At 47.1% G+C, this 23,003-nt stretch carries 22 protein-coding genes; 12 read left to right on the top strand and 10 right to left on the bottom strand.

What is annotated here, in order from left to right:
• Positions 1 to 61: 61 nt before the first annotated feature.
• From IE104_RS00295 to IE104_RS00275, 5 genes are all read right to left on the bottom strand, one after another.
• Entirely contained in the window at positions 62 to 1,630 is a 1,569-nt protein-coding gene (locus IE104_RS00295) for a GH39 family glycosyl hydrolase (RefSeq protein WP_189414951.1), read from the bottom strand.
• A 25-nt stretch (positions 1,631 to 1,655) separates the two neighbouring features.
• Positions 1,656 to 2,036 (bottom strand): hypothetical protein, encoded by a 381-nt coding sequence (locus IE104_RS00290; protein ID WP_189414949.1) that lies wholly within the window; start codon positions 2,034 to 2,036, stop codon positions 1,656 to 1,658.
• A 78-nt stretch (positions 2,037 to 2,114) separates the two neighbouring features.
• Complete coding sequence (locus IE104_RS00285; RefSeq protein ID WP_189414947.1) at positions 2,115 to 3,437, bottom strand: glycoside hydrolase family 5 protein; 1,323 nt, start codon at positions 3,435 to 3,437, stop codon at positions 2,115 to 2,117.
• Positions 3,438 to 3,581: 144 nt separating this feature from the next.
• Complete coding sequence (locus IE104_RS00280) at positions 3,582 to 4,595, bottom strand: helix-turn-helix domain-containing protein (RefSeq protein ID WP_229837553.1); 1,014 nt, start codon at positions 4,593 to 4,595, stop codon at positions 3,582 to 3,584.
• A gap of 260 nt (positions 4,596 to 4,855) precedes the next feature.
• Positions 4,856 to 5,188: an antibiotic biosynthesis monooxygenase family protein gene (locus IE104_RS00275; protein WP_189414943.1), complete on the bottom strand. Its 333-nt coding sequence runs from the start codon at positions 5,186 to 5,188 to the stop codon at positions 4,856 to 4,858.
• A gap of 77 nt (positions 5,189 to 5,265) precedes the next feature.
• On the opposite strand from IE104_RS00275, the gene IE104_RS19120 reads away from it, so the two are divergent.
• On the top strand, positions 5,266 to 5,490 hold the full coding sequence (locus tag IE104_RS19120; protein WP_308429247.1) for a MerR family DNA-binding transcriptional regulator: 225 nt from the start codon (positions 5,266 to 5,268) through the stop codon (positions 5,488 to 5,490).
• On the top strand, positions 5,381 to 5,740 hold the full coding sequence (locus IE104_RS00270; protein ID WP_308429246.1) for a MerR family DNA-binding protein: 360 nt from the start codon (positions 5,381 to 5,383) through the stop codon (positions 5,738 to 5,740). Before IE104_RS19120 ends, IE104_RS00270 begins: the two co-directional genes overlap by 110 nt.
• 74 nt (positions 5,741 to 5,814) lie before the next feature.
• On the opposite strand, the gene IE104_RS00265 is transcribed toward IE104_RS00270, so the two are convergent.
• On the bottom strand, positions 5,815 to 6,231 hold the full coding sequence (locus tag IE104_RS00265; RefSeq protein WP_189414941.1) for a hypothetical protein: 417 nt from the start codon (positions 6,229 to 6,231) through the stop codon (positions 5,815 to 5,817).
• Between the two features lie 487 nt (positions 6,232 to 6,718).
• Between IE104_RS00265 and IE104_RS00260 the strand changes: the two genes are divergently transcribed.
• A complete protein-coding gene (locus IE104_RS00260; RefSeq protein ID WP_189414939.1) occupies positions 6,719 to 7,387 on the top strand; it encodes a hypothetical protein in 669 nt (222 codons plus the stop codon).
• A gap of 123 nt (positions 7,388 to 7,510) precedes the next feature.
• A complete protein-coding gene (locus IE104_RS00255) occupies positions 7,511 to 8,080 on the top strand; it encodes a hypothetical protein (RefSeq protein ID WP_189414937.1) in 570 nt (189 codons plus the stop codon).
• Positions 8,081 to 8,267: 187 nt separating this feature from the next.
• Here the strand turns inward: IE104_RS00255 and ssb are convergent, their stop codons facing one another.
• Positions 8,268 to 8,819, bottom strand: coding sequence for a single-stranded DNA-binding protein (gene ssb, locus IE104_RS00250; protein ID WP_189414935.1), 552 nt, complete (start codon positions 8,817 to 8,819; stop codon positions 8,268 to 8,270).
• A gap of 191 nt (positions 8,820 to 9,010) precedes the next feature.
• Positions 9,011 to 10,366, bottom strand: a complete 1,356-nt coding sequence (locus IE104_RS00245; protein WP_229837552.1) for an MFS transporter — start codon at positions 10,364 to 10,366, stop codon at positions 9,011 to 9,013.
• A 200-nt stretch (positions 10,367 to 10,566) separates the two neighbouring features.
• On the opposite strand from IE104_RS00245, the gene IE104_RS00240 reads away from it, so the two are divergent.
• The gene (locus IE104_RS00240; protein WP_189414933.1) at positions 10,567 to 11,130 is read left to right on the top strand and encodes a nuclear transport factor 2 family protein; all 564 of its coding nucleotides are present in this window, start codon (positions 10,567 to 10,569) and stop codon (positions 11,128 to 11,130) included.
• A 45-nt stretch (positions 11,131 to 11,175) separates the two neighbouring features.
• Here the strand turns inward: IE104_RS00240 and IE104_RS00235 are convergent, their stop codons facing one another.
• Positions 11,176 to 12,534: an HD-GYP domain-containing protein gene (locus tag IE104_RS00235; protein WP_229837551.1), complete on the bottom strand. Its 1,359-nt coding sequence runs from the start codon at positions 12,532 to 12,534 to the stop codon at positions 11,176 to 11,178.
• A gap of 248 nt (positions 12,535 to 12,782) precedes the next feature.
• On the opposite strand from IE104_RS00235, the gene IE104_RS00230 reads away from it, so the two are divergent.
• From IE104_RS00230 to IE104_RS00205, 6 genes are all read left to right on the top strand, one after another.
• A complete protein-coding gene (locus IE104_RS00230; RefSeq protein WP_189414931.1) occupies positions 12,783 to 15,710 on the top strand; it encodes an EAL domain-containing protein in 2,928 nt (975 codons plus the stop codon).
• A 300-nt stretch (positions 15,711 to 16,010) separates the two neighbouring features.
• Positions 16,011 to 16,229: a DUF2934 domain-containing protein gene (locus IE104_RS00225; protein WP_189414929.1), complete on the top strand. Its 219-nt coding sequence runs from the start codon at positions 16,011 to 16,013 to the stop codon at positions 16,227 to 16,229.
• Positions 16,230 to 16,276: 47 nt separating this feature from the next.
• A complete protein-coding gene (locus tag IE104_RS00220; RefSeq protein ID WP_189414927.1) occupies positions 16,277 to 17,242 on the top strand; it encodes a DUF72 domain-containing protein in 966 nt (321 codons plus the stop codon).
• Positions 17,243 to 17,500: 258 nt separating this feature from the next.
• The gene (locus tag IE104_RS00215) at positions 17,501 to 17,830 is read left to right on the top strand and encodes a PadR family transcriptional regulator (protein WP_189414925.1); all 330 of its coding nucleotides are present in this window, start codon (positions 17,501 to 17,503) and stop codon (positions 17,828 to 17,830) included.
• Between the two features lies 1 nt (position 17,831).
• The gene (locus IE104_RS00210; RefSeq protein ID WP_189414923.1) at positions 17,832 to 18,794 is read left to right on the top strand and encodes an HAAS signaling domain-containing protein; all 963 of its coding nucleotides are present in this window, start codon (positions 17,832 to 17,834) and stop codon (positions 18,792 to 18,794) included.
• Positions 18,795 to 18,894: 100 nt separating this feature from the next.
• The gene (locus IE104_RS00205) at positions 18,895 to 19,254 is read left to right on the top strand and encodes a hypothetical protein (protein ID WP_189414921.1); all 360 of its coding nucleotides are present in this window, start codon (positions 18,895 to 18,897) and stop codon (positions 19,252 to 19,254) included.
• 14 nt (positions 19,255 to 19,268) lie between these two features.
• Here the strand turns inward: IE104_RS00205 and IE104_RS00200 are convergent, their stop codons facing one another.
• The gene (locus IE104_RS00200) at positions 19,269 to 19,892 is read right to left on the bottom strand and encodes a DUF5034 domain-containing protein (protein ID WP_189414919.1); all 624 of its coding nucleotides are present in this window, start codon (positions 19,890 to 19,892) and stop codon (positions 19,269 to 19,271) included.
• A gap of 217 nt (positions 19,893 to 20,109) precedes the next feature.
• Here IE104_RS00200 and uvrA point away from each other — a divergent pair, with 217 nt between their 5' ends.
• Positions 20,110 to 22,971, top strand: coding sequence for an excinuclease ABC subunit UvrA (uvrA, locus tag IE104_RS00195; RefSeq protein ID WP_189414917.1), 2,862 nt, complete (start codon positions 20,110 to 20,112; stop codon positions 22,969 to 22,971).
• Positions 22,972 to 23,003: the final 32 nt, after the last annotated feature.

Here is a 23,003-nt window from a genome sequence, read left to right as displayed (position 1 = left end):
TCATCCTCGCTTATCGGGGATGACGACTGCTTTTCAATGGGATTTTTTCCAAGATGAAAAATTATTTATTTTTACTCAGCTCCACCAAATAAACATCATTCTCACGCAACGGCAAATTCAACGTAAATTCACCATCGCCACCCACACTAATCCTTTTCTCCTGATTAGGTTTACCGGTACTTTTTGCTTTTAATTCGGTCACTTGTGCTTTGGTTAACTGCGCTGGCGAACCCATACCTATGTAGGCGGTAAATGAATCGTTCTGCTTGTAGCCCACTTGTGAAATAGTGAGTTTGTATTGACCTTTCTTCAAGCCTTGCAGATGAACATTCACATCGCCTTTATTCGCCGGCGGCAAATCTTTAATGTAATACTGCTGATTGTTTACGCCTTCAGGTAAGGTGCGCGTTGAATCCCACAATAACAATTGCGTGCTGCCTTTATTGTCTTTAGTTGCGATGGATTGTGCATCACTGGTTTTTAATTCGGTGGCGGACAATTTATTTAAAAACTGGTAGGCAAAGTACGCTGGCTTTTTAATGCCTTGGGCATTCATCAAACCAAAGCCGCCGTGGAAAGCTTCAAAGCGTGGGCCTGGTTCTTCAAAAATATCGGTAAATACCCAATAAGACATTGACTGCGCTGCATCGCCTGTTTGCTTTAGTTTTTGCAAAATATAGGCCGCTTGATGATAGGAATCGTGCGTAGGATCTGCGGGTGTGTATGACGAACTCCACTCGGTATAATGCAATTCCAAATTCGGCATAACTGATTCAGAAATTTGTTTTCGGTTTTGCAAAACATCGCGCGCAACAGATAATTCATCTTTAGAAAGCACGGTGCCTCTGCCACCAAATTCGTCAAGGAATCCTTGATCAACACCGTATGAATGTGTGCTTACAAAATCGAGTGGCACTTTATTTTGTGCACAGTAAGCAATCATTTCTGGAATCCACGCTGCACCTGCTGTTGCAGGCCCACCCACTTTATATTTTAGATTTACGCGTTTAATGGCACGCGCGCTATAGTTGTACAGCTTAAAATAATCAGCTTGCGAACCCGCCCAAAAGCCATCGAGATTAGGTTCATTCCACACTTCAAAATACCAACTCGCTACTTCTTCGGCACCATAGCGGTCAGTCCAATGCTGCGTCAGAGCTTGAATTAATTTCTCCCACTTTTCGTAGGAGTGTGGTGGCGTAACATTGCCGCGCCACCAAAAAATAGTTTTGTTGCCACTCGCCAGGGCTTGCGGCATAAAACCTAATTCAACAAACGGTTTCATGCCTATGCTAAGAATATAATCGTAGAGGGCATCCACATATTGAAAGTTGTATTGCTCGCGACCCTGAGCGTCAACTTTGTACACCCCCATATCGTCGGTGAGCAAACCGTGCATACGAATAAATTTAAAATCTGTATCGCGCTTTATTTCCGCGAGCTGTTGCTGCCAGTCCGCACGTAAGCCTTCATTAGCACGACCTGCACCTACGCTGGTTTTAAAGGAAGTATTGAGTTGGCCCTTCACGTTATTTAGATCAACCTCAATCACACGTGTTTGTGCCCAAGCCATTATTGGCAGCACACATAAACCAAACGCAAAACCACGAAAAATGGATTTAATTTCCATAACAACTTATCTCTTTATTTATTAATTAATTTTTAACAAGAGTGCCTTGTGATTCAGCTAGCGGTTTGTAGGCTGAATTTTCTACCGCATATATTTCGCAGCAGTAAGTTGCGTTATCACTGCTGCTGGATTCAATCCTGGCGCTGGCAACAAATTCGCTCACCGTTGATTGCCTGAAGGAATTAAGCTCGTATTCCGACACAAAACAATCGCCCACAGATGCTTGTCCTGCTATACGTGCAACGCAATCCACTATGCAACCCAGCGCTCCGTTAAACAGCGGCGCGCGCGCATTCAAACCAAGAACAATTTTTCCGGCTGAATAGTCGATAACATTCACATCAAATAGCGAACTGACCGAGTGATTGTTGAGAATATTGTTAATCGCTTCAGGATGGTTATTCATCTGCAGATTCCTGTTATTGTTGTTTTATTTAAAACGACAATCACCCCAAGACCAAGCCTTGGGGTGAAACCTTTTTGGCTATTTTGTACCTTGAATTAGCGCGTCGTAGGCTTGCTGATCCAACACTTTGTTATTGGCACGATCCAACAAATCGCCGGTATCCCATAAGAACGGCAAGAGTCCGTTAGCGCGCGCCTGCTTAACGATGTAGTTGAAATAATAAGCGCGACTATCCAAATGCAATTTCAAATCTGCACCCGTTAAATTTTTACGCACGCCCGTACCAAACTCGCCCATAAGGACCGGAATGCCTTTATCAACAAATTGGGTTTTCATTAACTTAAACATTTGATCAACCGTGTCTTCTTCGCCCCAGGTAGGGTTGTGCGCGGTATCAGTAGTGGAATGAAAACCTTTGCCCCAGTAGAAAAATTGGTTACCCCAGCTTTCGTCTTTGGTCATGCCGGTATAGTTCCAGGGCGTGTAGTAATGGATCTCGGCCATAAGCTTGTCTTTCACGGTATCGACAGGCATTTGTGTCCAGAGCTTGTTGGTTTTTTCAACATCAGTACTTGGTCCCTGCAATACCAATACGCGGTACGCATTTTTGCCGCCGGTAGCGCGCACTGTGTCGATGAAGGTTTGGTGATAAGACTGCAGCACCGCCATCTGCGCGGCGTTTTCCACATTGGGTTCGTTGGCGCTGGCAAAAATCACGCGCTCATCAAAGTCGCGCAAGAGCGTTGCAATCTGCTCCCAAAAAGCTTTTTGCTTGGCATTATTTTGCGCCTGCTTTTCTGGCACTACATTGTTTTCCAGCCAGCCTCCGTCCCAATGGATGTTCAGGACAACATATACATCGTTATCGACACAGTACTGCACCACCTCTTTAACACGGTTTAGCCAGGCAGCATCAATTTCGGCAGTCGCCTGATTAGAGTATTGATCCCAGGACGCTGGCAAACGTATGGCGTTAAAACCGGATTGTTTTACAAAGGCAACGAATTCTTTGGTGATTTTTGGGTTGCCCCAATAGGTTTCCGATTTGCCGCCGGTTGCCTCCAGGGTATTGCCAATGTTGAAACCAATTTTGATTTTGCTGGCAATCTGCACCGCAGTGCTGCCCACGCCGGTCATGTCAGGCGCCAAAGGTTTGGTATTGTAACTTGGATAAGCCGCCGCCACGGAACTGGGCGAACTTGAGGAGCTTGATGAAGATGAAGAACTTGAAGAAGACGAGCTGGACGAACTTACCACGCTGGATGAGCTTGAAGATGTCCCCGCCACGCTCGTACTCGCTTGGCCACCTGGTGCTGGCGAGGAGCTACCGCCACCGCCTCCACCACATGCCGATGTTGCTGAAAAAAGGCCTAACAGAATGACTGCACTTATTATTTTCATGATTTTTCTCTGTTTTAATAACGTGTCGATAGCACCCAAAGGGTGAAGGGCAGACTATTAAAAACAGAGATTTAGCTGTAATGCTTTTGCGAGAAACCTTATCAAATTGCCAAAAGTTGTATTTTTTTTCGTTTTAGTTGAATTTTACTGATCCGCTTCGGGAGCTCGATCACACAATCCTTTGAAACTTTTGGGCGTGCAGTTGTACTCCTCTTTAAACAACTTATTAAAATAGGACACGTTTTTGTAACCCACGGAATAGGCGATCTCCGCGATGTTCGCATCCTCCTTTTCTGCCAGCAACCGCGCCGCCTCCGTAAGGCGAAGCTTGTTGAGGTAACCTGTAAAGGTAAAACCCAATTCGGTTTTGAGGATGTCGTTAATTTTGGTTCGGCTCACGCCAATTGTCGCCGCCATGGATTCCAGACTCAAATCGGCATTGGAATAATTGGTCGCCATAAAATGCAGGATCGCGCTTTTTTCCTTATCCCGGTGCGGCTCGACCGAAAGCTGTTGGTAGGCTACCAAGGGACGGTCGCGCTGGATTTTATCGCGCAGCTCGGTAATCACCGCTCGCGTGTGCCGGTTAAAGAACCAAAATCCATAGCCACCCCACACTGCCAGTAAAAAACCGCCCAGTAAATAAAGGTAAAACCAATCGCGCCCGCTCAACACAATCTCTTGCAACTGCACCTTGGCATTCACATCAAACGGGCTTTGGAAAGTGCTACCAAAGGTCAACTTGTGCACTTTATCCAGCTTGTACTCCTTTTTAGAGAGCGCGAGCTTGTACTTATCAAACCACCATTGAGGCGTTTCCAGGCGTGTTAAATCCAGCTCAATATGCTTCCAGTTTTCATTACACGAAAAGAAAGTAACCGGACCACGGTAAGTATCCGGATCTGTAGGAACTGTCAGCTTTTCCTCAAAAATATGTGCGGAAAACATAATGATATTGGCGGGAGCGCATTTAGCACTAAAAGAGAGTTGATCGTATTGCGATAAATCCACCAAATCTGATTGGTTGCCCGTGTCAAAGCGCATTTCGTGGGCGGCGTTAGGGTATTGGGCCTGGCGAGACAGTTTGAACTCAAAGCTCAGGCTGAACTTGTCGTCTTCCAAGCGGGCGGTTGAGGCACCGCCCCGAGTGGAGTCCATATCAAACCCCGAACGCCAAGGCAAAGCCCCGGTCTCAGACGGTAAGAGTGAAATACTTAAAAAGGCTCGGCTAACGCAAAAATAACCCGCAAGCAGGCTTAACAGCAGCAGGCAGCAGAAGGTTATGAGTGCTTTCTTATAAAATTCTTGCATGTACCGATTCGCATAAAACAGGCCGGAGCGGCAGTATAAATTATACCCGCGGATATCCAACCATTATTTATATGATAGTTGCCGTTACATGATAATTACCGCACAAGCTAGACGATTTTATAAAAACCCAAATCTGCCTTCACCCCCAAGGCGCGGGTAAACTCCTTGGGATCGAATTTTTCCTCCGCAAACTTTTGCTGCATCACAGAAAAAGCATCAGCAATGGCCGCCTCATTTTCCCATTCCACCAAAGTAATCACGTTGTACTCGCCCGCGCCCTCGGTTTTACTCAACACATTGGCACTTTTGCAGCCAGGCAAACGGCGAAGCGTCTGTTGAAGATATTTCATTTTTTCCACGAACTGCTGGTGCACAGCCTCAGGCACTACAAACTTATCGACACGCAACCGCAACTGATCGTTAACCATAAAACCAATCATTTGACTCACTCCTCATGGACATAATTAATTAGGAGCGCCTAGACTAATACCTCAACTTAAGTTGAGGTCAAGCACTTATGAACAAAGAATTAGAAGCCGCAGGAATAGCACCGCATCGTTCAGTAGGCGAAGTCGCAAAGCGCAGTGGAGTCTCTATATCCACCCTGCACTTTTATGAAAAGAAAGGTTTGATTGAAAGCACACGCAACGCTGGCAACCAGCGCCGCTACGCGCGTGATGTGTTACGGCGGGTTTCGTTTATCCGCGTTGCCCAGTGTAGGCATTCCGCTAAAACAGATTAATGATGCACTCGCCAGCTTGCCGCACAACACGTCACCCACGCAGGCAGACTGGAAAAAACTTTCAACCGATTGGCGAAAAGATTTAGACCTGCGAATTCTGCAACTACAAAAATTACGCAATACATTGGATGATTGCATAGGCTGCGGCTGTCTTTCCATAGAACGCTGCCGCTTGCGCAACCCTCTAGATCAACTTGCTGATGAAGGACCAGGTGCACATTATTTGTGGATAAAGGAAGTTACCGAATAACCATTGGAGGGAGTGTAAAAAAGTCGTTCAACCAAATGTGCAGTATCGAATTAGTCATACTGCACATTTTGCATTTAACCTTCCGCAGTGGGTTCGTCATTTTTGCTAGCGGTTTTCGTTTTTGCTTCAACAAACGCAGAAGCACCAAAATAAAACGCCACTACAACGCTGGTTAAGGTTGTAAAACTTGAAAGCATAGTCTCAACAATTGGCGGAAGCGTATTAGCCGTGTTAACGAAGTAAACAACAATCCCTACCAATACCAAATACTGAACAATCACTGCTGACGCAATTGCATGGCGAAGCCTCTCATCTGCACTCCTTCCCTGTTGAATACGCTCGGAAAAAATTGCAAAGAACGTGAGAATTCCAGCTGCAGGAGTGCAAAAAGCAAGTGGTGTAGGTGATTTAAATTTAGTAACCAAAATTAACGAAACCGCTATTAATAAAAGAATAATTGCTGCAAGCCAGTAGTAACGAAAACTTTTCATATTTCCTCTCTGTTAATTTTTTCATTATTAGTTGTATAAAATTTTCACTGCGACAAAAAAAACGTTCACTTAATTATTAGTTATAGAATCGAAGAGCAGATAATTTGCATGGCATCTAACTTCATTTCTTATCTGATAGTCCAACCAAATAGCTTGCGGCTACCTTAGACACCGCTTTAAAAATTTGGCGCGATTTTTTGCAAAACCAAAAAACAGCTTCCATATCAAAAATTAGTTACAAATATGAATGGGATTAAATGCAATAATTTGAAGTGGAATATTTTTGCAAAAGAAATCACATTGATAAAAAGTGCAGCTACACTATTCTCAATTTCGCGATATTATCTTCAAACAGCCTTAAAAGACACATAAATAAACAATTTGGCGCATTATTTATAAATTCAAAAAAATATTTCTAAAATCTTAAGTGATGGCGCAAACGCTTTACTCTTGAACCTATAAGAAAACAGATAAAGGATAGCGAATCATGAAATGGCTTTTGTTAGGAATAGGCGCACTTGGCGCATTTATAATAATCCACCAAATGGATCTCAAGGAAACAGACGCTGCTCAATCGACATCGGCATCTGTAAAAACTCTTGCCACCCCCGAACAAAATCTGCTGGCGGAAAACCGTCAACTCAAAGAGCACATAGCGCAACTTACCGGTGAATTAGCGCGCCTCAAACACACATCAAATATTAATTCATCGCTGCCTACTGAGACGGCACCCCATCGAACAACACCAACCCCGAGCGAACTCGCAGCACAAGAAAATATTGAGTCACAAATGCAGGAGTTTAACAATATGCTTGGTACGAGCAAGGATCCGTTTACAAAGATAAAAAACAATTTCGCCAATGAATCTGTAGATAGCTCGTGGGCCAACCCATATCAACATCAACTAGAGAACTTTTTCACCGAATCTTTCGCAGATATACACCCTCAATATATTGAATGCCGCAGTACGCGCTGCAGAATTACAATTCCCGCTTCAGACCAGAAGAAAAGCTCAGAACTTTCGCAAACTTTAACGCAAGGCATTTTTAATAATAATGCAGGTATCACAAAAAAAATTTTTATAGAACCCACTACTAATGATGGCACATTGAATTTTTATCTTGCCCGAAATGACAACATAAATTTATTGCAATAAAAGAATATGTTTAAGGAGTAGTACCCAGGTAAAACATGGCTAATTTTATTACCTACTTTTGTAGAATGGGATGTATGGACTATAGCCAAATCAATTTTCATTAATGTAATTAAGGAGAGTGTAATGAAGTTTCGATTAATATTATCTTGTGCTGCAGGTTTATTAGGTTCATTGGCTATTTCTGCGCAGGCAGATACCCAATTAGCTCATGTGACTAACAATGTGGTGGACTCGGGTTCGTGCAGTATCGTTAACGTAAACAGCAATAGTAATTCCTCAACTTACAGATTAACTTGCGGAACAGATATCGCTTATGTTACAGGCATCACCAGCATTCCCGGATCACCTTGCACACTAAATGTTTCTTCGGGTTATTCTGTTACCGGCGGCTGTACTAACCTTTCATTAAATAATTACACCTTGTTTAAAACAACCCCACCGGCAAGCCCCGTGTATATCACCGACGTTTACAACAAAAACACAACTTCTAACCCCAGCTGTTCAATAGCAGTCCAGAGCGGTATGAGTGGCGGTGGCTATACCTATGTAGGTTACAATGTTACCTGCAGCGGCACGGTGATTGGTTTAACACTCACTTATAACAACTCGGCTGGAACATGTAGCGTAGGCGGTAACGGTGGTTACACATTCTATGGCGGTTGTGACTCTTTCTCCATTTATAAAAACCCATAATACAAAGAGAGCGTGTGCGATGATTCGCCCACGCTCTCTTTATATGTGTCTTAATTTTATTTAAAGTATTCAATTAAATACTTCAAAAAATAATCATTTTAAATTCATCGATTTTTGTTATGGATACAAACGAAAAAGGCCTCTATGACTAGAGGCCTTTTTTATTTTTCTTTCAAAACCTTGACGGTCAGAACGGAATATCATCATCAAATGAATCAAATCCAGCGGGTTGTTGCGGTGCGTTGTGCGCGGGAGCCTGATTACCGTAGCCGCCTTGTTGTGGGCGGTTTTGTTGCGGAGCTGGAGCAGCGCCGCCTTGGTAGCCACCACCTTGCGGTGCGCCGTATTGTTGATCTTGGTTGAAGCCGCCACCTTGATTGTAACCACCACCCTGGTTGTCGCTGCGGCCATCGAGCATTTGCATTTCGTTGGCGACGATTTCAGTGGTGTAACGGTCGGTGCCGTCTTGCGCTTGCCACTTGCGGGTACGCAATGAACCTTCGATATAAACCTTGCTGCCTTTCTTCAAATATTCGCCAGCGATTTCGCCCAAGCGATTAAAGAACACCACACGGTGCCATTCGGTACGCTCTTGTGGTTGGCCGGTATTTTTGTCTTTCCAGGTTTCTGAGGTTGCGATGCTGACGTTAGTCACTGCGCCGCCGGAAGGCATGTATTTAACTTCTGGGTCTTGGCCGATGTTGCCAATGATGATGACTTTATTAATACCGCGGGCCATAGGGCGTTCCTCTTTGCTGGTCTTGGTTTGATGGTGTAATCGCCCTCATGAATTATTATCAGGCGACATTCGGTTATTTCTTCGCGTGGCGAAGTCGGAGCACTTTACCTCTCGCGCCCGCCTGCTTCAATGGTGACTCTTAGAATATTTAAGAGTTGCGATCCGGGAAGGATTTTGTGGAGAAAAAAGCATCAACCGACAATGGCGTTTAGCGCCTTGCGATCTACCAACTGCTGGTCAACCTTAAGATAGGCAGTGTTTTCGGACTCTACAATCACCACTTCTGCTACGCCTGCCACTGCGCGCAGCTTGGCTGCAATCTCGTCGCCGTTGTGGTGACGCAATGGAATAAGCACGCTGGCGAGGAAGCGCGGTGGCTTCATTGACCAAGCAACTACCAGCCATACCAAGGTAAACAGCGTACCCAAACCGAGCACGGCAACCATGCCGTAGTGCTGCAATAAAAATCCGCCCGCAGCGCCACCAGCCGACACACCAATTACCTGGCTAGTAGAATAAATCCCCGTCGCCGTACCTTTTGCGCCTGCAGGCGCAATTTTGCTAACCATTGAGGGTAAAGTCGCCTCCAATACGTTGAAGGCGACAAAAAACAGGAAGATGGCAGCGATAGTGAAAACCAGGCTTGGCGGCGCAACCATCAGCAATAATTCCATCAACGCCAAAAGACCTATAGCGCCAAGAAAAACCGGTTTAATTTTGCGGCGTTTTTCCGCGATGATCACAAAGGGCAACATAATCGCAAAGGCCACAACCAACATGGGAAAATACAGCATGCCGTGGTGACTGCGCTCGATGTGCAGCTGCTGTTCAAGAATTTGCGGTAGCACCATAAAGTTTGCCATCAACACAAAATGCAGTGCAAAAATGCCCACATTCAAGCGCAGCAATTCGGGGTTTCTAAAGGTCTTCCAAAATAATTCTGGCGCGGGTAAGGCTTCGCGCTTGGGTTGCGGTGCTTGTTTTACCGAGGGAATTAACGCAAACAGGATGAAAATGCCAATCACCCCCAAGGCCGCGGTAATCCAGAAAATCGCACCTACGCCACCCCAATTTGCTACCAGCGGGCCAACTGTCATGGCGACCGAAAACGAAACACCAATTGATGCCCCAATAGTCGCCATAGCTTTGGTACGGCTTTCATCAGACGTAAGGTCAGTCAGCAGCGCCATTACCACGCCGGAAATCGCCCCACCGCCCTGCAAGAAGCGGCCAAGAATCAAGCCGTAAACACTCGTCGCCTGGGCCGCAATAACGCTGCCGATGATAAAAACAATTAATCCAAACAGAATGATCGGCTTGCGACCAATACGATCCGACAGTATCCCGAACGGAATTTGCAATAACGCCTGGCTCGCCCCATAAGCACCCAAAGCAACACCTAACAAAAAAGGGGTGTGATGTTCGTATTGCGTTCCGTAAAGCGCCAGTACCGGCAACAGTAAAAACAGGCCGAACATGCGGAAGGTGTAGAGCGCCGCCAGCGACATAACAACGCGGCGTTCAAAAGGTAGAGGGGCGGATTGCACTAGGGGTATCTCGGTAAATCAGCTAAGGGTGGCGATTCTACCAAGAGCTATGGGCGAACGGCTAAAAAAATGCAGGTCGATTTTAATGTAGGCCTTATTGAATGAATCCAATTGGATGATTAATGAATCTAACTGATGTTGATGTGGCATCAGTGGTTTGCCAGCCAACGCATTCACACAACCACAGACGGAAGGCCTTCATGAAACCTATAACTGCAGCCACTCTATGCTTGTCCGGTTTTGTATTTTTATTTTCCAGCGCAGCATTTTGCGCAGATGCAGAAATAAAAAATACACAACCTACAACAGAAGAGGCCAAAAAATCGTCGCTCTTCCAAACAATGCGGGAACAGGATCGCAATTTTTTTGAACAAGCATTTAACCAATGCAATCTTGAATATCTTGAAAAAGCAATTGCGAAGGATTTCAGGATGTATCACGACAAAGGCGGCCCACAGGATAGAGCGCAGTTTCTACATAATGTGAAGCAGAATATTTGCGCAAATCCTAACAAGAAACCGATCAGAAAATTGGAAGAAAATAGTTTGCAATTATTTCCGCTCTACAACGACAACCAGTTATATGGTGCGATCCAAACTGGCATACATCATTTTTATATTAGAGAGTCGAACAAAAGCGATGTGCATACGGGTACTGCGAATTTCACGCATATTTACCTACTGGAAAACGGGCAATGGATTTTGAAAGAGGCACTAAGCTATGACCACACTGCTGCACGAAAAATTGAAACTAAAGCCAGGTAAACTGAATGAGGCAGGGAAGCGAATACAAAAAAGATTGCGTCGATATTAATCAATAATGCAATTAGGAAAAAATTCCGGATGGCGATGAATTAATTGCTGCAAACTTTCAAAACACTGGGGATCAATCGCCGTGCCTACGGATTCGCTCATAATGGATAAGGTTTTTTCAACCGGCAGTGCGCCGCGGTAGGGGCGCTCGGCGGTAATCGCATCAAAAATATCGGCAGTGGTAATGATGCGAGTCTCTAGCGTAATTTGATTTCCCGACAAACCTAGCGGATATCCCTTGCCATCCAAACGCTCGTGATGTGCAGCCGAGATTCGCGCCAGCTCATCAAAAGCGCGCACGCGTTCCAAAATTTTCCCGGTGTAAACCGCGTGCATTTTTACCAACTCGTATTCCACATCAGTTAGCTTGCCCGGTTTATCCAAAATGGTGTTGCTCACCCCCAATTTGCCAACATCGTGCAAGAGCGCACCGCGCTTTAACCAACGCTGGCGCGCTTGGCTAACACCCAAATCTTCTGCCAATAACGAGGTGTACAAACCCACGCGGGCGCTGTGGCCAGAGGTGTAAGGACTTTTGGCATCAACTACCTGGCCAAAAGCTTCGGCCACATCGTCAAAAAAATCTTCGTCCAAATCTTTTTCAAACTCACCGGGCTCCAGCGCCAAAATGGTTTGGTCTATATGCGGCGAGTTTAAAATTTCCCAAAAGCCGGGATCTTGTGCCACGGCTGCGAACGCCTCCACCAACTGCGGGTCAAACCAACTGCCGGCACGAGCTTTGATTTCTGCCAGAACTTCATCAACACCGCTGGACGAGTTCATCACGTCTATCACTTGCGACAGCAAGGCAATGCGCGCGTAGATTGGAATGGCATCACCCGCTAAACCTTCCGGGCGACCGTGGCCGTCCCAATGCTCATCCAGCGAGTGCACACCGCGGGCGACTGGCTCATCAAAGCGCAAACGGCGGGCTATATCGGCACCGCGAGTACAGCGAGTGTGTATAAGCTCCTGGGCGATCTCATCACCGTGGGCAAAAATGTCAGACAGGGCGCGAAAGCGCGACAAAATTCCCGCCGAGCTACCCGTATGCCGCAACACAAAGCGCAGCACCTGCGGCAGGCTGCCATCCACCCATTTAAAATCGCGCTTAAAAGAGAGATCGTCAGTTAAATAGAGTTCGCAAATGCGTGAGGCGTTGCTGCTACAGCCCAGATCTTTTAGCAGCAGCACGTAATAGAGTTCCCACAATTGATTATCAGGCAGGTCTATTTGCTGGCCGATGTTCATACCAATCCAGCAGCAGCGAATACAGTGCCCGGGCGGTTGACCCTCGGTGATATCCAGGGCGTAGCTGAGCGCGCTCATCAATTCTGAAAGTTTTAAGTGCTGCACAGCGGCCTCGTTGACTACATTTTCTCCTAAAGAGTGTTGTTCAAAATCAGCCTTTACGCCAACCGGAAAACCTAAACTTTAGCTATAGGGGTAATTACAAATTTCACTTATATACGAAACTACCTTTTGGCATTCTTTGACTACACTTGGAATCTACCGCTAGATTCCGAAGTTAGCGATCACATACCCGATACCCAAGGCTTTAACTAAAAGCTCCTAACTATAAGGTTTTAACTAGATGAGTAACGATGAGTAAAAAGGATTCATTGCTTCCCCGCCACGCGTTCAGTGCCGGACCAATGCCTTCGCCTGAGTCAGAGCGTATTACCCAGCTTATTGCCAATATTCCGCAACAAGTGTGGACCGCCCTGCCCGACGGCTCGCTAGACTTCGTGAATCAACAAGTTACAGATTACTTTGGGCGCTCGTTTGAGGAGATGCTGGGCACAGGCTGGGTGGAAATTGTCCACCCGGAAGACGTGCACGAAGCGATTTTGCGCTGGAGCCGCTCTTTAGCCACGGGTGAAGATTACGAAACCGATTTCCGCTTGCGCCGCGCCGACGGTTGCTACCGCTGGCACATAGCGCGCGCCTCAGCCATATACGACGAGCAAGGCAAAATTGTGCAGTGGATTGGCACCAGCACCGACATCACTGCGCGCAAAGAAGCAGAAGCCGCACTGGAATTGAGTAAATCGCATTTGGCTGCCGCCCAGGCGCGTGCCCTTATTGGCAGCTGGGAACTGGATTTGGCAACCGGCCAAGGCTCGGCGTCCGATGAATGGTTCCAAATTATGAGCCGTGACCCCGAACTGGGCGTGCCGAATTTCAATGAATTCATGGCTATGGTGCACCCGAAGGACTATCCATTGTTGATCGAGCGCCATGCGCAAAGCTTGCAGGGCAAGGGAGGCGGGCAATACGACTTCCGCATTGTCATGCCCGACGGCAGCCTGCGCTGGATTGAGGCGCGCAGCATCACCGTGTTTGACGATGAGGGTAAGCCCTTGCGCATGGTGGGAACATCGCAAAATATTACCGAGCGCAAAGAGATTGAACTTGCGCTCAATGCCAGTGAGTCACGCTTTCGCGCCTTTATGGAAAAAACCCCAGCACTGGCGTTTATCAAAAATGAAGCAGGCCATTTTGTGTATATCAACCCGACCTTTGAGCGGGTGTTCCAAATGACACCTGGAGAGATTATCGGCACCACCGTTTTTGACCATTGGCCAAAAGCAGTCGCGCAAAAGCTACACGATCACGACATGACCATCTTTGCCTCCGGCAAGCAGACCGAGGCTTTTGAAAACGTGCCCACCCCCACGGGTATGCGCCACTGGCTGACCGTGAAATTTGTCTTTAGCAACGCCGATGGCCAACGCTTTCTAGGCTGTACCGCCATTGATCTCACCGAGCGCCACAACGCCGAACAGGCGTTACGATTGAGCACCGAACTCTTGAGCGTGTCGCAGTACGTTGCCCAAATTGGTGGCTGGCAATTAGATGTACCCACGCAAAAACTGTTTTGGACTGATCAGGTTTACCATTTGCTGGACACCACGCCAGGCGAGGTAGAGCCCACGGTTGAGTCTGGCCTGAATTATTTCTCCGCCGAGTCGCGCCCCATTCTCAGCAGAGCCTTGAGAGAAGCCATGGCCCATGGCGAAGGCTTCGATATAGAACTGGAAATGCAAACCCTTAAGGGGCGCAAAATTGATGTAAGGGTGATTTGTACGGTCACCATGGAAAACGGCAAACCCAGCAAACTGAATGGTGTATTCCAGGACATTAGCGAGCACAAAGCCGCGCAGATAGCGCTTGAACATGCCAACCAGGAGCTTGAATACACCAATCGCGTGCTTGAAAACATCGCACACTACGACGCCCTGACCCATCTGCCCAACCGAGTACTTCTCGCTGACCGCCTCTATCAAGCCATGGCACACACCCAGCGCAGCGAGCAAATCATGGCTGTGGCCTTTTTGGATCTGGATGGCTTTAAAGCCGTTAACGACCAATATGGTCACGCGATAGGCGACAGATTGTTAGTCAGCCTTGCCCAACGAATGAAAAGCACTTTGCGCGAAGGAGATACCCTGGCGCGCATTGGTGGCGACGAGTTTGTAATCGTCCTGACCGACCTGCACCACACTTCGGAATGCGAGCCCCTGTTGCAACGCCTGCTGGGCGCTGCCGCCGAACCTGTGCAACTGGATGATCTCTCCCTCGAGGTTTCCGCGAGTATTGGCGTAACCCTTTATCCACAAGACGGTTCAGATGCAGATCAACTGCTGCGCCATGCCGACCAAGCCATGTACCTCGCTAAACAGGCCGGTAAAAATTGCTACCATTTGTTTGATATCGCCAAAGATGTCGCGGTCAAACACCAGCGCGAAACCCTTGAACACATACGCTCAGCCCTGCACAACCAGGAGTTTGTCCTCTACTACCAACCCAAGGTTCACATGCGCACCGGCAAGATCATTGGCGCAGAAGCCCTGATTCGCTGGCAACACCCGCAATACGGATTGCTACCGCCCGCTGCATTCCTGCCCGTTGTGGAGAACCACCTGCTCAGTATTGAGCTGGGCGAATGGGTGATTGAAACCGCACTCGATCAAATGACCGAATGGGAAGTCATGGGTTTGGAAATCCCTGTCAGCGTCAACATTGGCGCCATTCAATTGCAGCAGAGTAATTTTGCGGAGCGTTTGGAAGAGTTACTCTTCCTACACCCTGCCGCCAACCCGCGCAATCTGGAATTAGAGATTTTAGAAACCAGCGCGCTGGAAGACATCACCCAGGTATCTGCAGTGATTAATGCTTGCAAGGTGCTCGGTGTTAGCTTTGCGCTGGACGATTTTGGTACGGGTTATTCTTCACTGGCCTATCTTAAAAAGCTCCCGGCGCAAGTATTAAAAATCGACCAAAGCTTTGTACGCGACATGCTGGAAGACACCGATGACCTCGCCATCATCAAAGGTATTGTTGGCTTGGCTAATGCCTTCCATCGCACAGTTTTAGCAGAAGGGGTAGAAACTATTGCGCACGGCGAAATTTTATTAGCCATGGGCTGCGAACTCGCTCAAGGCTACGGCATCGCCCGCCCCATGCCCGCCGCCGCCATACCCGAATGGATAAAAACCTGGCGCCCGGATGACGCTTGGGTTAAATAAATTCCCGCTCGGCAATATATATTTATAAAGCTACTCCTCTACAAAATAATCACCGATCCTGCAAAATAATTCACCTGAGTTCGCACAAAAAAATGATTGCGCAAAAGGTTTTATTAAAAAAAAGCGGCATCCAATTAATCAATCTTATCGCCGCAAATTGAATTACTTGGCATCAGAAATTTATTACCAAGCACATCAATACACCAACACACAATTTAATGCATTAACCAAGGGAACTTGAACGAAAACAAGCGCTCACAATAGCGCGGTATTTTATTTTTATTTGAAGGAGAAGATGTCATGCAATTTAACGAAAATCGTATCCGTGAGCGCGCTTATCAAATTTGGGAATCTGAAGGTAAACCCGAGGGCTGCGCTGCCAAACATTGGACTATGGCATGTGAATATGAATCTGCATATGAGGATCATTCCGATCATAATGTCCATCATCACGATGTAGATATTCATCCCTTAAAAACTCCTCAACAGAAAAAACAAAGCAAACATAATCATCATTAGTAATTGACATTCACTTTTAATGATTTGGTGATGAGGAAACTTTGTCGATGAGTGAGATTCGTGTAGGTATTTCTGGCTGGCGCTACGTTCCTTGGCGCGGGAGTTTTTATCCTGAAAAACTGATACAAAAACGAGAGCTTTATTACGCTTCCCGAACAGTCAATTCTATCGAAATTAATGGCTCTTTTTACGCATTCCAAACGCCCAAAAGTTATACCAGCTGGTACAGCGAAACACCGGATAATTTTGTATTCAGCATAAAAGGTCCGCGGTTGATTACTCACTTGAAACGCTTGCGCGATATAGAGACGCCGCTTGCCGATTTTTTTGCATCAGGACTTCTGGATCTCGACGAAAAACTGGGGCCGATTCTGTGGCAATTTCCTCCCACATTTAAATTTAATAAAACTCAATTTCGCAACTTCCTTACACTTTTACCACGCACCACTCATGAGGCTATAGCGTACGCGCAAAATTCGACGGCCGAAAAAAAATACTCCACCATTAAAAATATTATCTCACGACCTTTGCGTTACTCAATTGAAATACGCAACGAAAGTTTTCGGTCACCTGAATTTATTGAACTCTTGCGTGAGTTTGATGTTGCTTTAGTCTGTGCCGACACCGCTGGTCGATGGCCACAAATGGAAGATATCACCAGCGATTTTATCTATATGCGTTTGCACGGAGACACCGAGCTTTACAACAGCGGTTATTCAGCGAAAGCGCTGGATTATTGGTATGAGCGAATCAAAATCTGGAGCGAGGGTGGCGAACCGGAAGACGCAAAATTAACAGCGAAACAAACCGCACGGCGACATAAACCGCGCGATGTTTTTTGTTATTTTGATAACACTGACAAACTCTGGGCACCCTATGACGCACGCAAGATTTTAGAAAAATTTGATTTAGCTAAAGATCTGGAAGAGGCGCCAGGAGAATTATCTGACACTATAAAAAAACTATTGTCTCGCAAGAAAAATCCGGATCAAAACCTGCCCGACCTTTTTTAAACCTCATCCACTCATCGCCATCTTCCAATTCGAAGATGGCGATTTTCTCATGCTGAGCACTAGCAGAATTTAGGCTCGGCACACCGATCATTCTCGCCAGTACCCCTCTCCCCAATATTCAACGCACCAGGCAATTCGAACAAAATGTAAACAAATGCTTGACAGCGCATTACTGTGCGGCGCATAGTACACAACACATACTGTGCAATACACAGTGTTTGCCACACAGTATGAACCAGTCATTTATGGGAGAGGCCCATGTCAGAAGAACATTTAGAGAAACTGCGGCAGGAGCTAAGGCGCGGCGTGTTAGTGCTGGCCGTACTCGGCTCGCTCAAACAACCGCATTACGGCTACTCGCTGCGCAAACAATTGCAAGATGCCGGGATTGATATCGATGAAGGCACGCTTTATCCGCTGGTACGCCGGCTGGCAGACCAGGGTTTGCTCGATAGTGAATGGCAGCAAGGCGATGGCCGCGAGCGCCGTTATTACCAGCTTTCACCTGTAGGTGCGGGGTTGCTCGACAGCCTAAGCAGCGAATGGCAAGCCCTGAACTCAAACATTGCAAAACTTTTGGAGGTTTAAGATGAGCCTTATTGATCGTTACATCAGCGCCGTTGCGCAACAACTACCCGCCAGCCGCCGCGACGATATTACCCGTGAGCTAAAGGCCAACATCCTTGACCGGATGGAGCATTTTTCCGAGCAACATGGCCGCCCGCTAACACCCGCAGACGAATCTGCTCTTTTACGTGAATTGGGGCATCCCCGCCAGGTAGCCGCGAGCTTCCTGCCCCCTCGCCATCTGGTTAGCCCTGCATGGTTCCCATTTTTTCTCCAATGCCTCACCTATGGCTTGATCATTGTGGCGGGCGTTCAATTGCTGGCCGCTGCGGTCACGCTTTTGGGGGGCGGAAACGTCAGTATTGGTGGCTTTATTCGGGGGTTTATCGGGGGATGGATACACGGCTCATTGGTCATGTTCGCCTGCGTAACCGGGGTGTTTTGCGTGTTGAGTAATCTTGCAGCCACCGCCAATTTATCCCCTTACTGCAAATGGCGTCCAGAGGAGCTGCCACCCGTGAGACAACCCTGGCAGCGCATCAGCCTGTTTGACTCAACCATGGAGCTTATCGGCAATGCCTTCTTCCTGATGATCATGCAATATTTCTTCTGGGTGGAAACGGCTAGCGTACCTGCCGCACCGCTGACCGTTGGTGCAGGCCTGAAATCCTGGCTGATGATTCTGAGCGCGGCAGCTGTCGTTGCTATCCTGATTAACCTTTGGAACCTGCGCCACCCTTACTGGACATCTGCCAAGCTGAGCTTGTCCTTGGTCTTGCGCCTTATTCTCGCTGGCCTGTGCATGGCGGTTGCACACACGCCCGATAAAATCGCAGTAATCGGCAACAGCCAAATGGTCAATCATCTCGAATTAATCAACACCATTGCATTCTGGATATTTATAGGCGGTACCGCAGTCAACTTGTTTGAGGCAAGCCGCAGAGCTCACCGTTTGCTTCTGTTACGCAAAATTAAGGAAGCATGAAATAGATGTTAAATCAGGGTAATCACTTTGCCGCAAACTTGGGTTATGATTCGCGCGCTTGGTGTTTACCCTGGGATTTAACCTTAAAAGGACTATCTGTATGCGCGTGCCCTCCTTTATGACTCTCGCCTGTATTTTATTTGCTGCGGGAGCCGCCCTGCTGATATTTATCCTCACCCATAAATCCCCTGTTGTCGCCACTGCGGCGCCAAAAGTATCTGCTTATGAAGATGAGCATAAGCTGTCAAAATACATCGCCGAAGTAGAGCTAAAGAATGAACTCGAACGCGATAGGATCGAGCAAGAGCGCAAGCTTGCGAGACAAGCCAAAGCCAAAAAAGACAGCCTGGAATGCCAGTTCTGGATGCAACAAAAAGCCAAAAGCTCAACAAAAAATCGCAAAACCGAAGAGAAGATTGCACAGTTTTGCGAGCTGGAAGGAACCATTACCGCTCTATAAAAAGCTTTACAGCATCACGGCAAATTAAAATAAACATCACCCGTGCTCACAACATAAGTATTACCGTCATCAAGCGTGATTTTTATTTCAAAATTCTGGCGAGCGTATTGCGGCGCCTCCAACAACTTGAGGCTCAACTGCAGCGGGGCACGTGAATTAACAAGCAAATCAGTCAGCTTGATGTAGGTGTGATTTATTGACTCAAAGACGCCCAACAACTCACTGCCCGCCGGATATTTATCGCTGAAGTTATTCGCGCTAGTAATGGATATTTTGGTGACATGTTGTTTAGCTCCAAGAACTAGTGAGCAGGCGAAGGCTTGGGCAAAAAGACTGAAGCTTATAGACGGCACCGCTTTTGATTGATAAAGCTGGTAAGCGGCCGTGAGCTCAATACTGAAGGCGTTCCAAACGGGCGAGTCGTTATTCGCAAGGGGTTTCGCAGCCTGCAGAACCAAGGGATCAATGGGCTTGTCGTAACGCGCGAGGCTTGCACTGTAGCCAGTAATTAGCCTCTGTGGCGGATTGGGAGTGGACCCACAACCACTGTCATCCACATTAGCCCCACCACCACAAGAGCTCAATAACAACGAACAGCAAAGTGCACTAGTCCCAACCAAAATCCTTAGCAATTTCATAGTCAATTCCTGTCATTAATTCATCCAATAGCTCGCTTGCGCAGAATAACCTAATGGCAAATAAGTGCCGGTACCAAAGCCACATTTGCACAATTTTGTATGCTGCCCTTGATTAAGCTAGGTAAAGCACAGATTACTGACATCCACTGACACAAGCTTCACGTATAATCCGCCCTTTTGACTAATTTGTCCCTACGCAAGCCTTAGAGAGTATTAGATGGATACGATTATTGTTCGCGGCGCTCGCACCCATAATTTAAAAAATATCGACCTGGATATCCCACGCGACAAACTCGTGGTCATCACCGGCCCCTCTGGCTCGGGCAAATCGTCCCTCGCATTTGATACGCTTTATGCAGAAGGTCAACGCCGTTATGTGGAATCTCTTTCCACCTACGCGCGCCAATTTTTATCCATGATGGAAAAACCGGATGTCGATCATATTGAAGGCTTGAGCCCGGCAATTTCCATCGAGCAAAAATCTACGTCACACAACCCGCGATCCACCGTGGGCACCATCACCGAAATTTACGATTACTTGCGTTTGCTTTACGCACGGGTAGGTGAAGCGCGCTGCCCTGATCACGGCGTTCCGCTGGCAGCGCAAACCGTCAGTGAAATGGTGGATACAGTGACGGCCATGCCCGAAGGCAGCAAACTGATGTTGCTCGCACCCGTGATTCGCGAACGCAAGGGCGAGCATTTGCATGTGTTTGAACAATTAAAACGCGACGGTTTTATTCGCGCGCGTATTGATGGAATTCTTTGTGATTTGGATGACACACCTACGCTCGACAAGAAAAAGAAACACACAGTCGAAGTTGTGATTGATCGTTTTAAAGTGCGTGAAGATATCAAGTTGCGTTTGGCAGAATCGTTTGAAACGGCACTCAAACTTTCCGAAGGCATTGCAATCATTAGCGACATGGACGAGAAGGCGCCAGATCGTCTTTTCTCATCCAAACACGCCTGCCCAATTTGCGATTACAGCCTCACCGAATTAGAGCCGCGCCTGTTTTCATTTAATAATCCCGCAGGCGCTTGCCCCTGCTGCGATGGCTTAGGGGTAAAGCAATTTTTTGATGAAGATAAAGTTATTCAAGATCCAAAATTAAGTTTGTCTGAAGGCGCCATTCGCGGTTGGGACAAGCGCAATGTTTATTATTTTCATATGCTCGCCTCACTCGCCAAGCATTATGGTTTTGATGTAAATACACCTTGGAACAAACTTAAAGCCAAACAGCGCGACGCGGTTTTACATGGCTCTGGCGAAGAAGTTATCGCATTTAATTATGTCAATGATCGCGGCGATGTTTACAAACGCAGCCATGCATTTGAAGGTGTGCTTCCGAACATGGAGCGTCGCTACCACGACACAGAATCAAACTCGGTACGCGAAGATTTAACGCGCTTTCTCTCCACACAAGATTGCCCCGAATGCGATGGTGCACGTTTGCGTTTGGAAGCGCGCAATGTATTTATCGACGAAAAAACATTACCGGAAATTACCACCTTGCCGGTGGCCGATGCCTACGAATATTACATGCAGCTCAGCTTCACCGGCCGCAAAGCAGGTATCGCCGATAAAGTGTTGAAAGAATTGCGCGACCGTTTCCGCTTCCTTGTGGATGTTGGTTTAAATTATTTAACACTAAATCGCAGCGCAGAAACTTTGTCAGGCGGCGAAGCACAACGCATTCGTCTCGCCAGCCAAATTGGCGCCGGCCTCGTCGGCGTTATGTATATTCTCGACGAGCCTTCAATTGGTTTGCATCAACGCGATAATACACGCTTGTTAAAAACGCTCACGCATTTGCGCGACATTGGCAACAGCGTAATTGTGGTGGAGCACGATGAAGATGCAATTCGCCTCGCCGATCACGTGATCGATATCGGCCCGGGCGCAGGCGTACACGGCGGCCAGGTAATTGCGCAAGGCAATGTAAAAGCCATTATGGCAAATAAAGATTCCATCACCGGGCAATACTTAAGTGGCTCACGCGAAATTGCTGTACCTGCAAAACGCAATCCAGTTAATCCAAAACAAATGCTGCGTTTGGTGGGAGCCAAAGGCAACAACTTGCAAAATGTTACGCTCGAAATTCCGGTAGGTTTAATGACCTGCGTAACAGGCGTTTCGGGCTCTGGAAAATCCACACTGATTAACGCAACACTTCATCCACTTGCAGCAACAGCATTAAACGGCGCGAGCACGCTCACACCAGCCGCGCACGATAAAGTTGAAGGCATGGATTTATTCGATAAATGTGTCGATATAGATCAATCACCCATTGGCCGCACACCGCGTTCAAACCCTGCAACTTACACTGGAATTTTTACGCCCGTGCGCGAATTATTTGCAGGCACACAAGAAGCGCGCTCGCGCGGCTATCAACCAGGGCGCTTCAGTTTTAACGTAAAAGGCGGCCGCTGCGAAGCCTGCCAAGGCGATGGTGTAACCAAAGTTGAAATGCATTTCTTGCCCGACGTATACGTACCCTGCGACGTGTGCAAAGGCAAACGCTACAACCGCGAAACACTCGACGTAAAATACAAAGGCAAAAACATTCACGAAGTGTTGGAAATGACGGTAGAAGATGCACGCGTATTTTTCGATGCCATTCCATCCATCGCCAATAAATTGCAAACGCTAATTGATGTAGGCTTGACTTACATTTGTCTCGGCCAAGCCGCAACAACTTTATCGGGCGGTGAAGCGCAACGCGTTAAACTCGCAAAAGAATTATCCAAACGCGACACGGGTAAAACGCTGTACATCTTGGATGAACCTACAACGGGCTTGCATTTTTATGACATCCAACAATTATTAAATGTTCTGCACCGCCTGCGCGACCACGGCAATACTGTTGTGGTAATCGAACACAATTTAGATGTAATCAAAACCGCAGATTGGATTGTGGATTTAGGCCCAGAAGGCGGCAGCGGCGGCGGACAAATTATCGCCACCGGAACACCGGAAGAAGTTGCGGAAATCCCACGTTCTTACACCGGAATTTTCTTGAAGCCTTTATTAAAGAAAAAAGGTAAGACCAGCGCAAAAAAAGAAGCAAAAAAGTAAATCTGTAGAATAAAAAAGGGACGCAAGTGCGT

This window comes from Cellvibrio zantedeschiae (assembly GCF_014652535.1).
Classification (GTDB): domain Bacteria; phylum Pseudomonadota; class Gammaproteobacteria; order Pseudomonadales; family Cellvibrionaceae; genus Cellvibrio; species Cellvibrio zantedeschiae.
Note: the sequence above shows the minus strand (reverse complement) of the source record. Positions and strands in the feature narration are given on the sequence as shown.

Coding starts and splice junctions, on each gene's coding strand:
- IE104_RS00200 (WP_189414919.1), bottom strand. CDS start 19,892: ATGAAATTGCTAAGGATTTTGGTTGGGACTAGTGCACTTTGCTGTTCG.
- IE104_RS00230 (WP_189414931.1), top strand. CDS start 12,783: ATGAGTAAAAAGGATTCATTGCTTCCCCGCCACGCGTTCAGTGCCGGA.
- IE104_RS00225 (WP_189414929.1), top strand. CDS start 16,011: ATGCAATTTAACGAAAATCGTATCCGTGAGCGCGCTTATCAAATTTGG.
- IE104_RS00255 (WP_189414937.1), top strand. CDS start 7,511: ATGAAGTTTCGATTAATATTATCTTGTGCTGCAGGTTTATTAGGTTCA.
- IE104_RS00265 (WP_189414941.1), bottom strand. CDS start 6,231: ATGAAAAGTTTTCGTTACTACTGGCTTGCAGCAATTATTCTTTTATTA.
- IE104_RS00260 (WP_189414939.1), top strand. CDS start 6,719: ATGAAATGGCTTTTGTTAGGAATAGGCGCACTTGGCGCATTTATAATA.
- IE104_RS00275 (WP_189414943.1), bottom strand. CDS start 5,188: ATGATTGGTTTTATGGTTAACGATCAGTTGCGGTTGCGTGTCGATAAG.
- IE104_RS00285 (WP_189414947.1), bottom strand. CDS start 3,437: ATGAAAATAATAAGTGCAGTCATTCTGTTAGGCCTTTTTTCAGCAACA.
- IE104_RS00215 (WP_189414925.1), top strand. CDS start 17,501: ATGTCAGAAGAACATTTAGAGAAACTGCGGCAGGAGCTAAGGCGCGGC.
- IE104_RS00220 (WP_189414927.1), top strand. CDS start 16,277: ATGAGTGAGATTCGTGTAGGTATTTCTGGCTGGCGCTACGTTCCTTGG.
- IE104_RS00210 (WP_189414923.1), top strand. CDS start 17,832: ATGAGCCTTATTGATCGTTACATCAGCGCCGTTGCGCAACAACTACCC.
- uvrA (WP_189414917.1), top strand. CDS start 20,110: ATGGATACGATTATTGTTCGCGGCGCTCGCACCCATAATTTAAAAAAT.
- IE104_RS00205 (WP_189414921.1), top strand. CDS start 18,895: ATGCGCGTGCCCTCCTTTATGACTCTCGCCTGTATTTTATTTGCTGCG.
- IE104_RS00290 (WP_189414949.1), bottom strand. CDS start 2,036: ATGAATAACCATCCTGAAGCGATTAACAATATTCTCAACAATCACTCG.
- IE104_RS00280 (WP_229837553.1), bottom strand. CDS start 4,595: ATGGACTCCACTCGGGGCGGTGCCTCAACCGCCCGCTTGGAAGACGAC.
- ssb (WP_189414935.1), bottom strand. CDS start 8,819: ATGGCCCGCGGTATTAATAAAGTCATCATCATTGGCAACATCGGCCAA.
- IE104_RS00295 (WP_189414951.1), bottom strand. CDS start 1,630: ATGGAAATTAAATCCATTTTTCGTGGTTTTGCGTTTGGTTTATGTGTG.
- IE104_RS19120 (WP_308429247.1), top strand. CDS start 5,266: ATGAACAAAGAATTAGAAGCCGCAGGAATAGCACCGCATCGTTCAGTA.
- IE104_RS00240 (WP_189414933.1), top strand. CDS start 10,567: ATGAAACCTATAACTGCAGCCACTCTATGCTTGTCCGGTTTTGTATTT.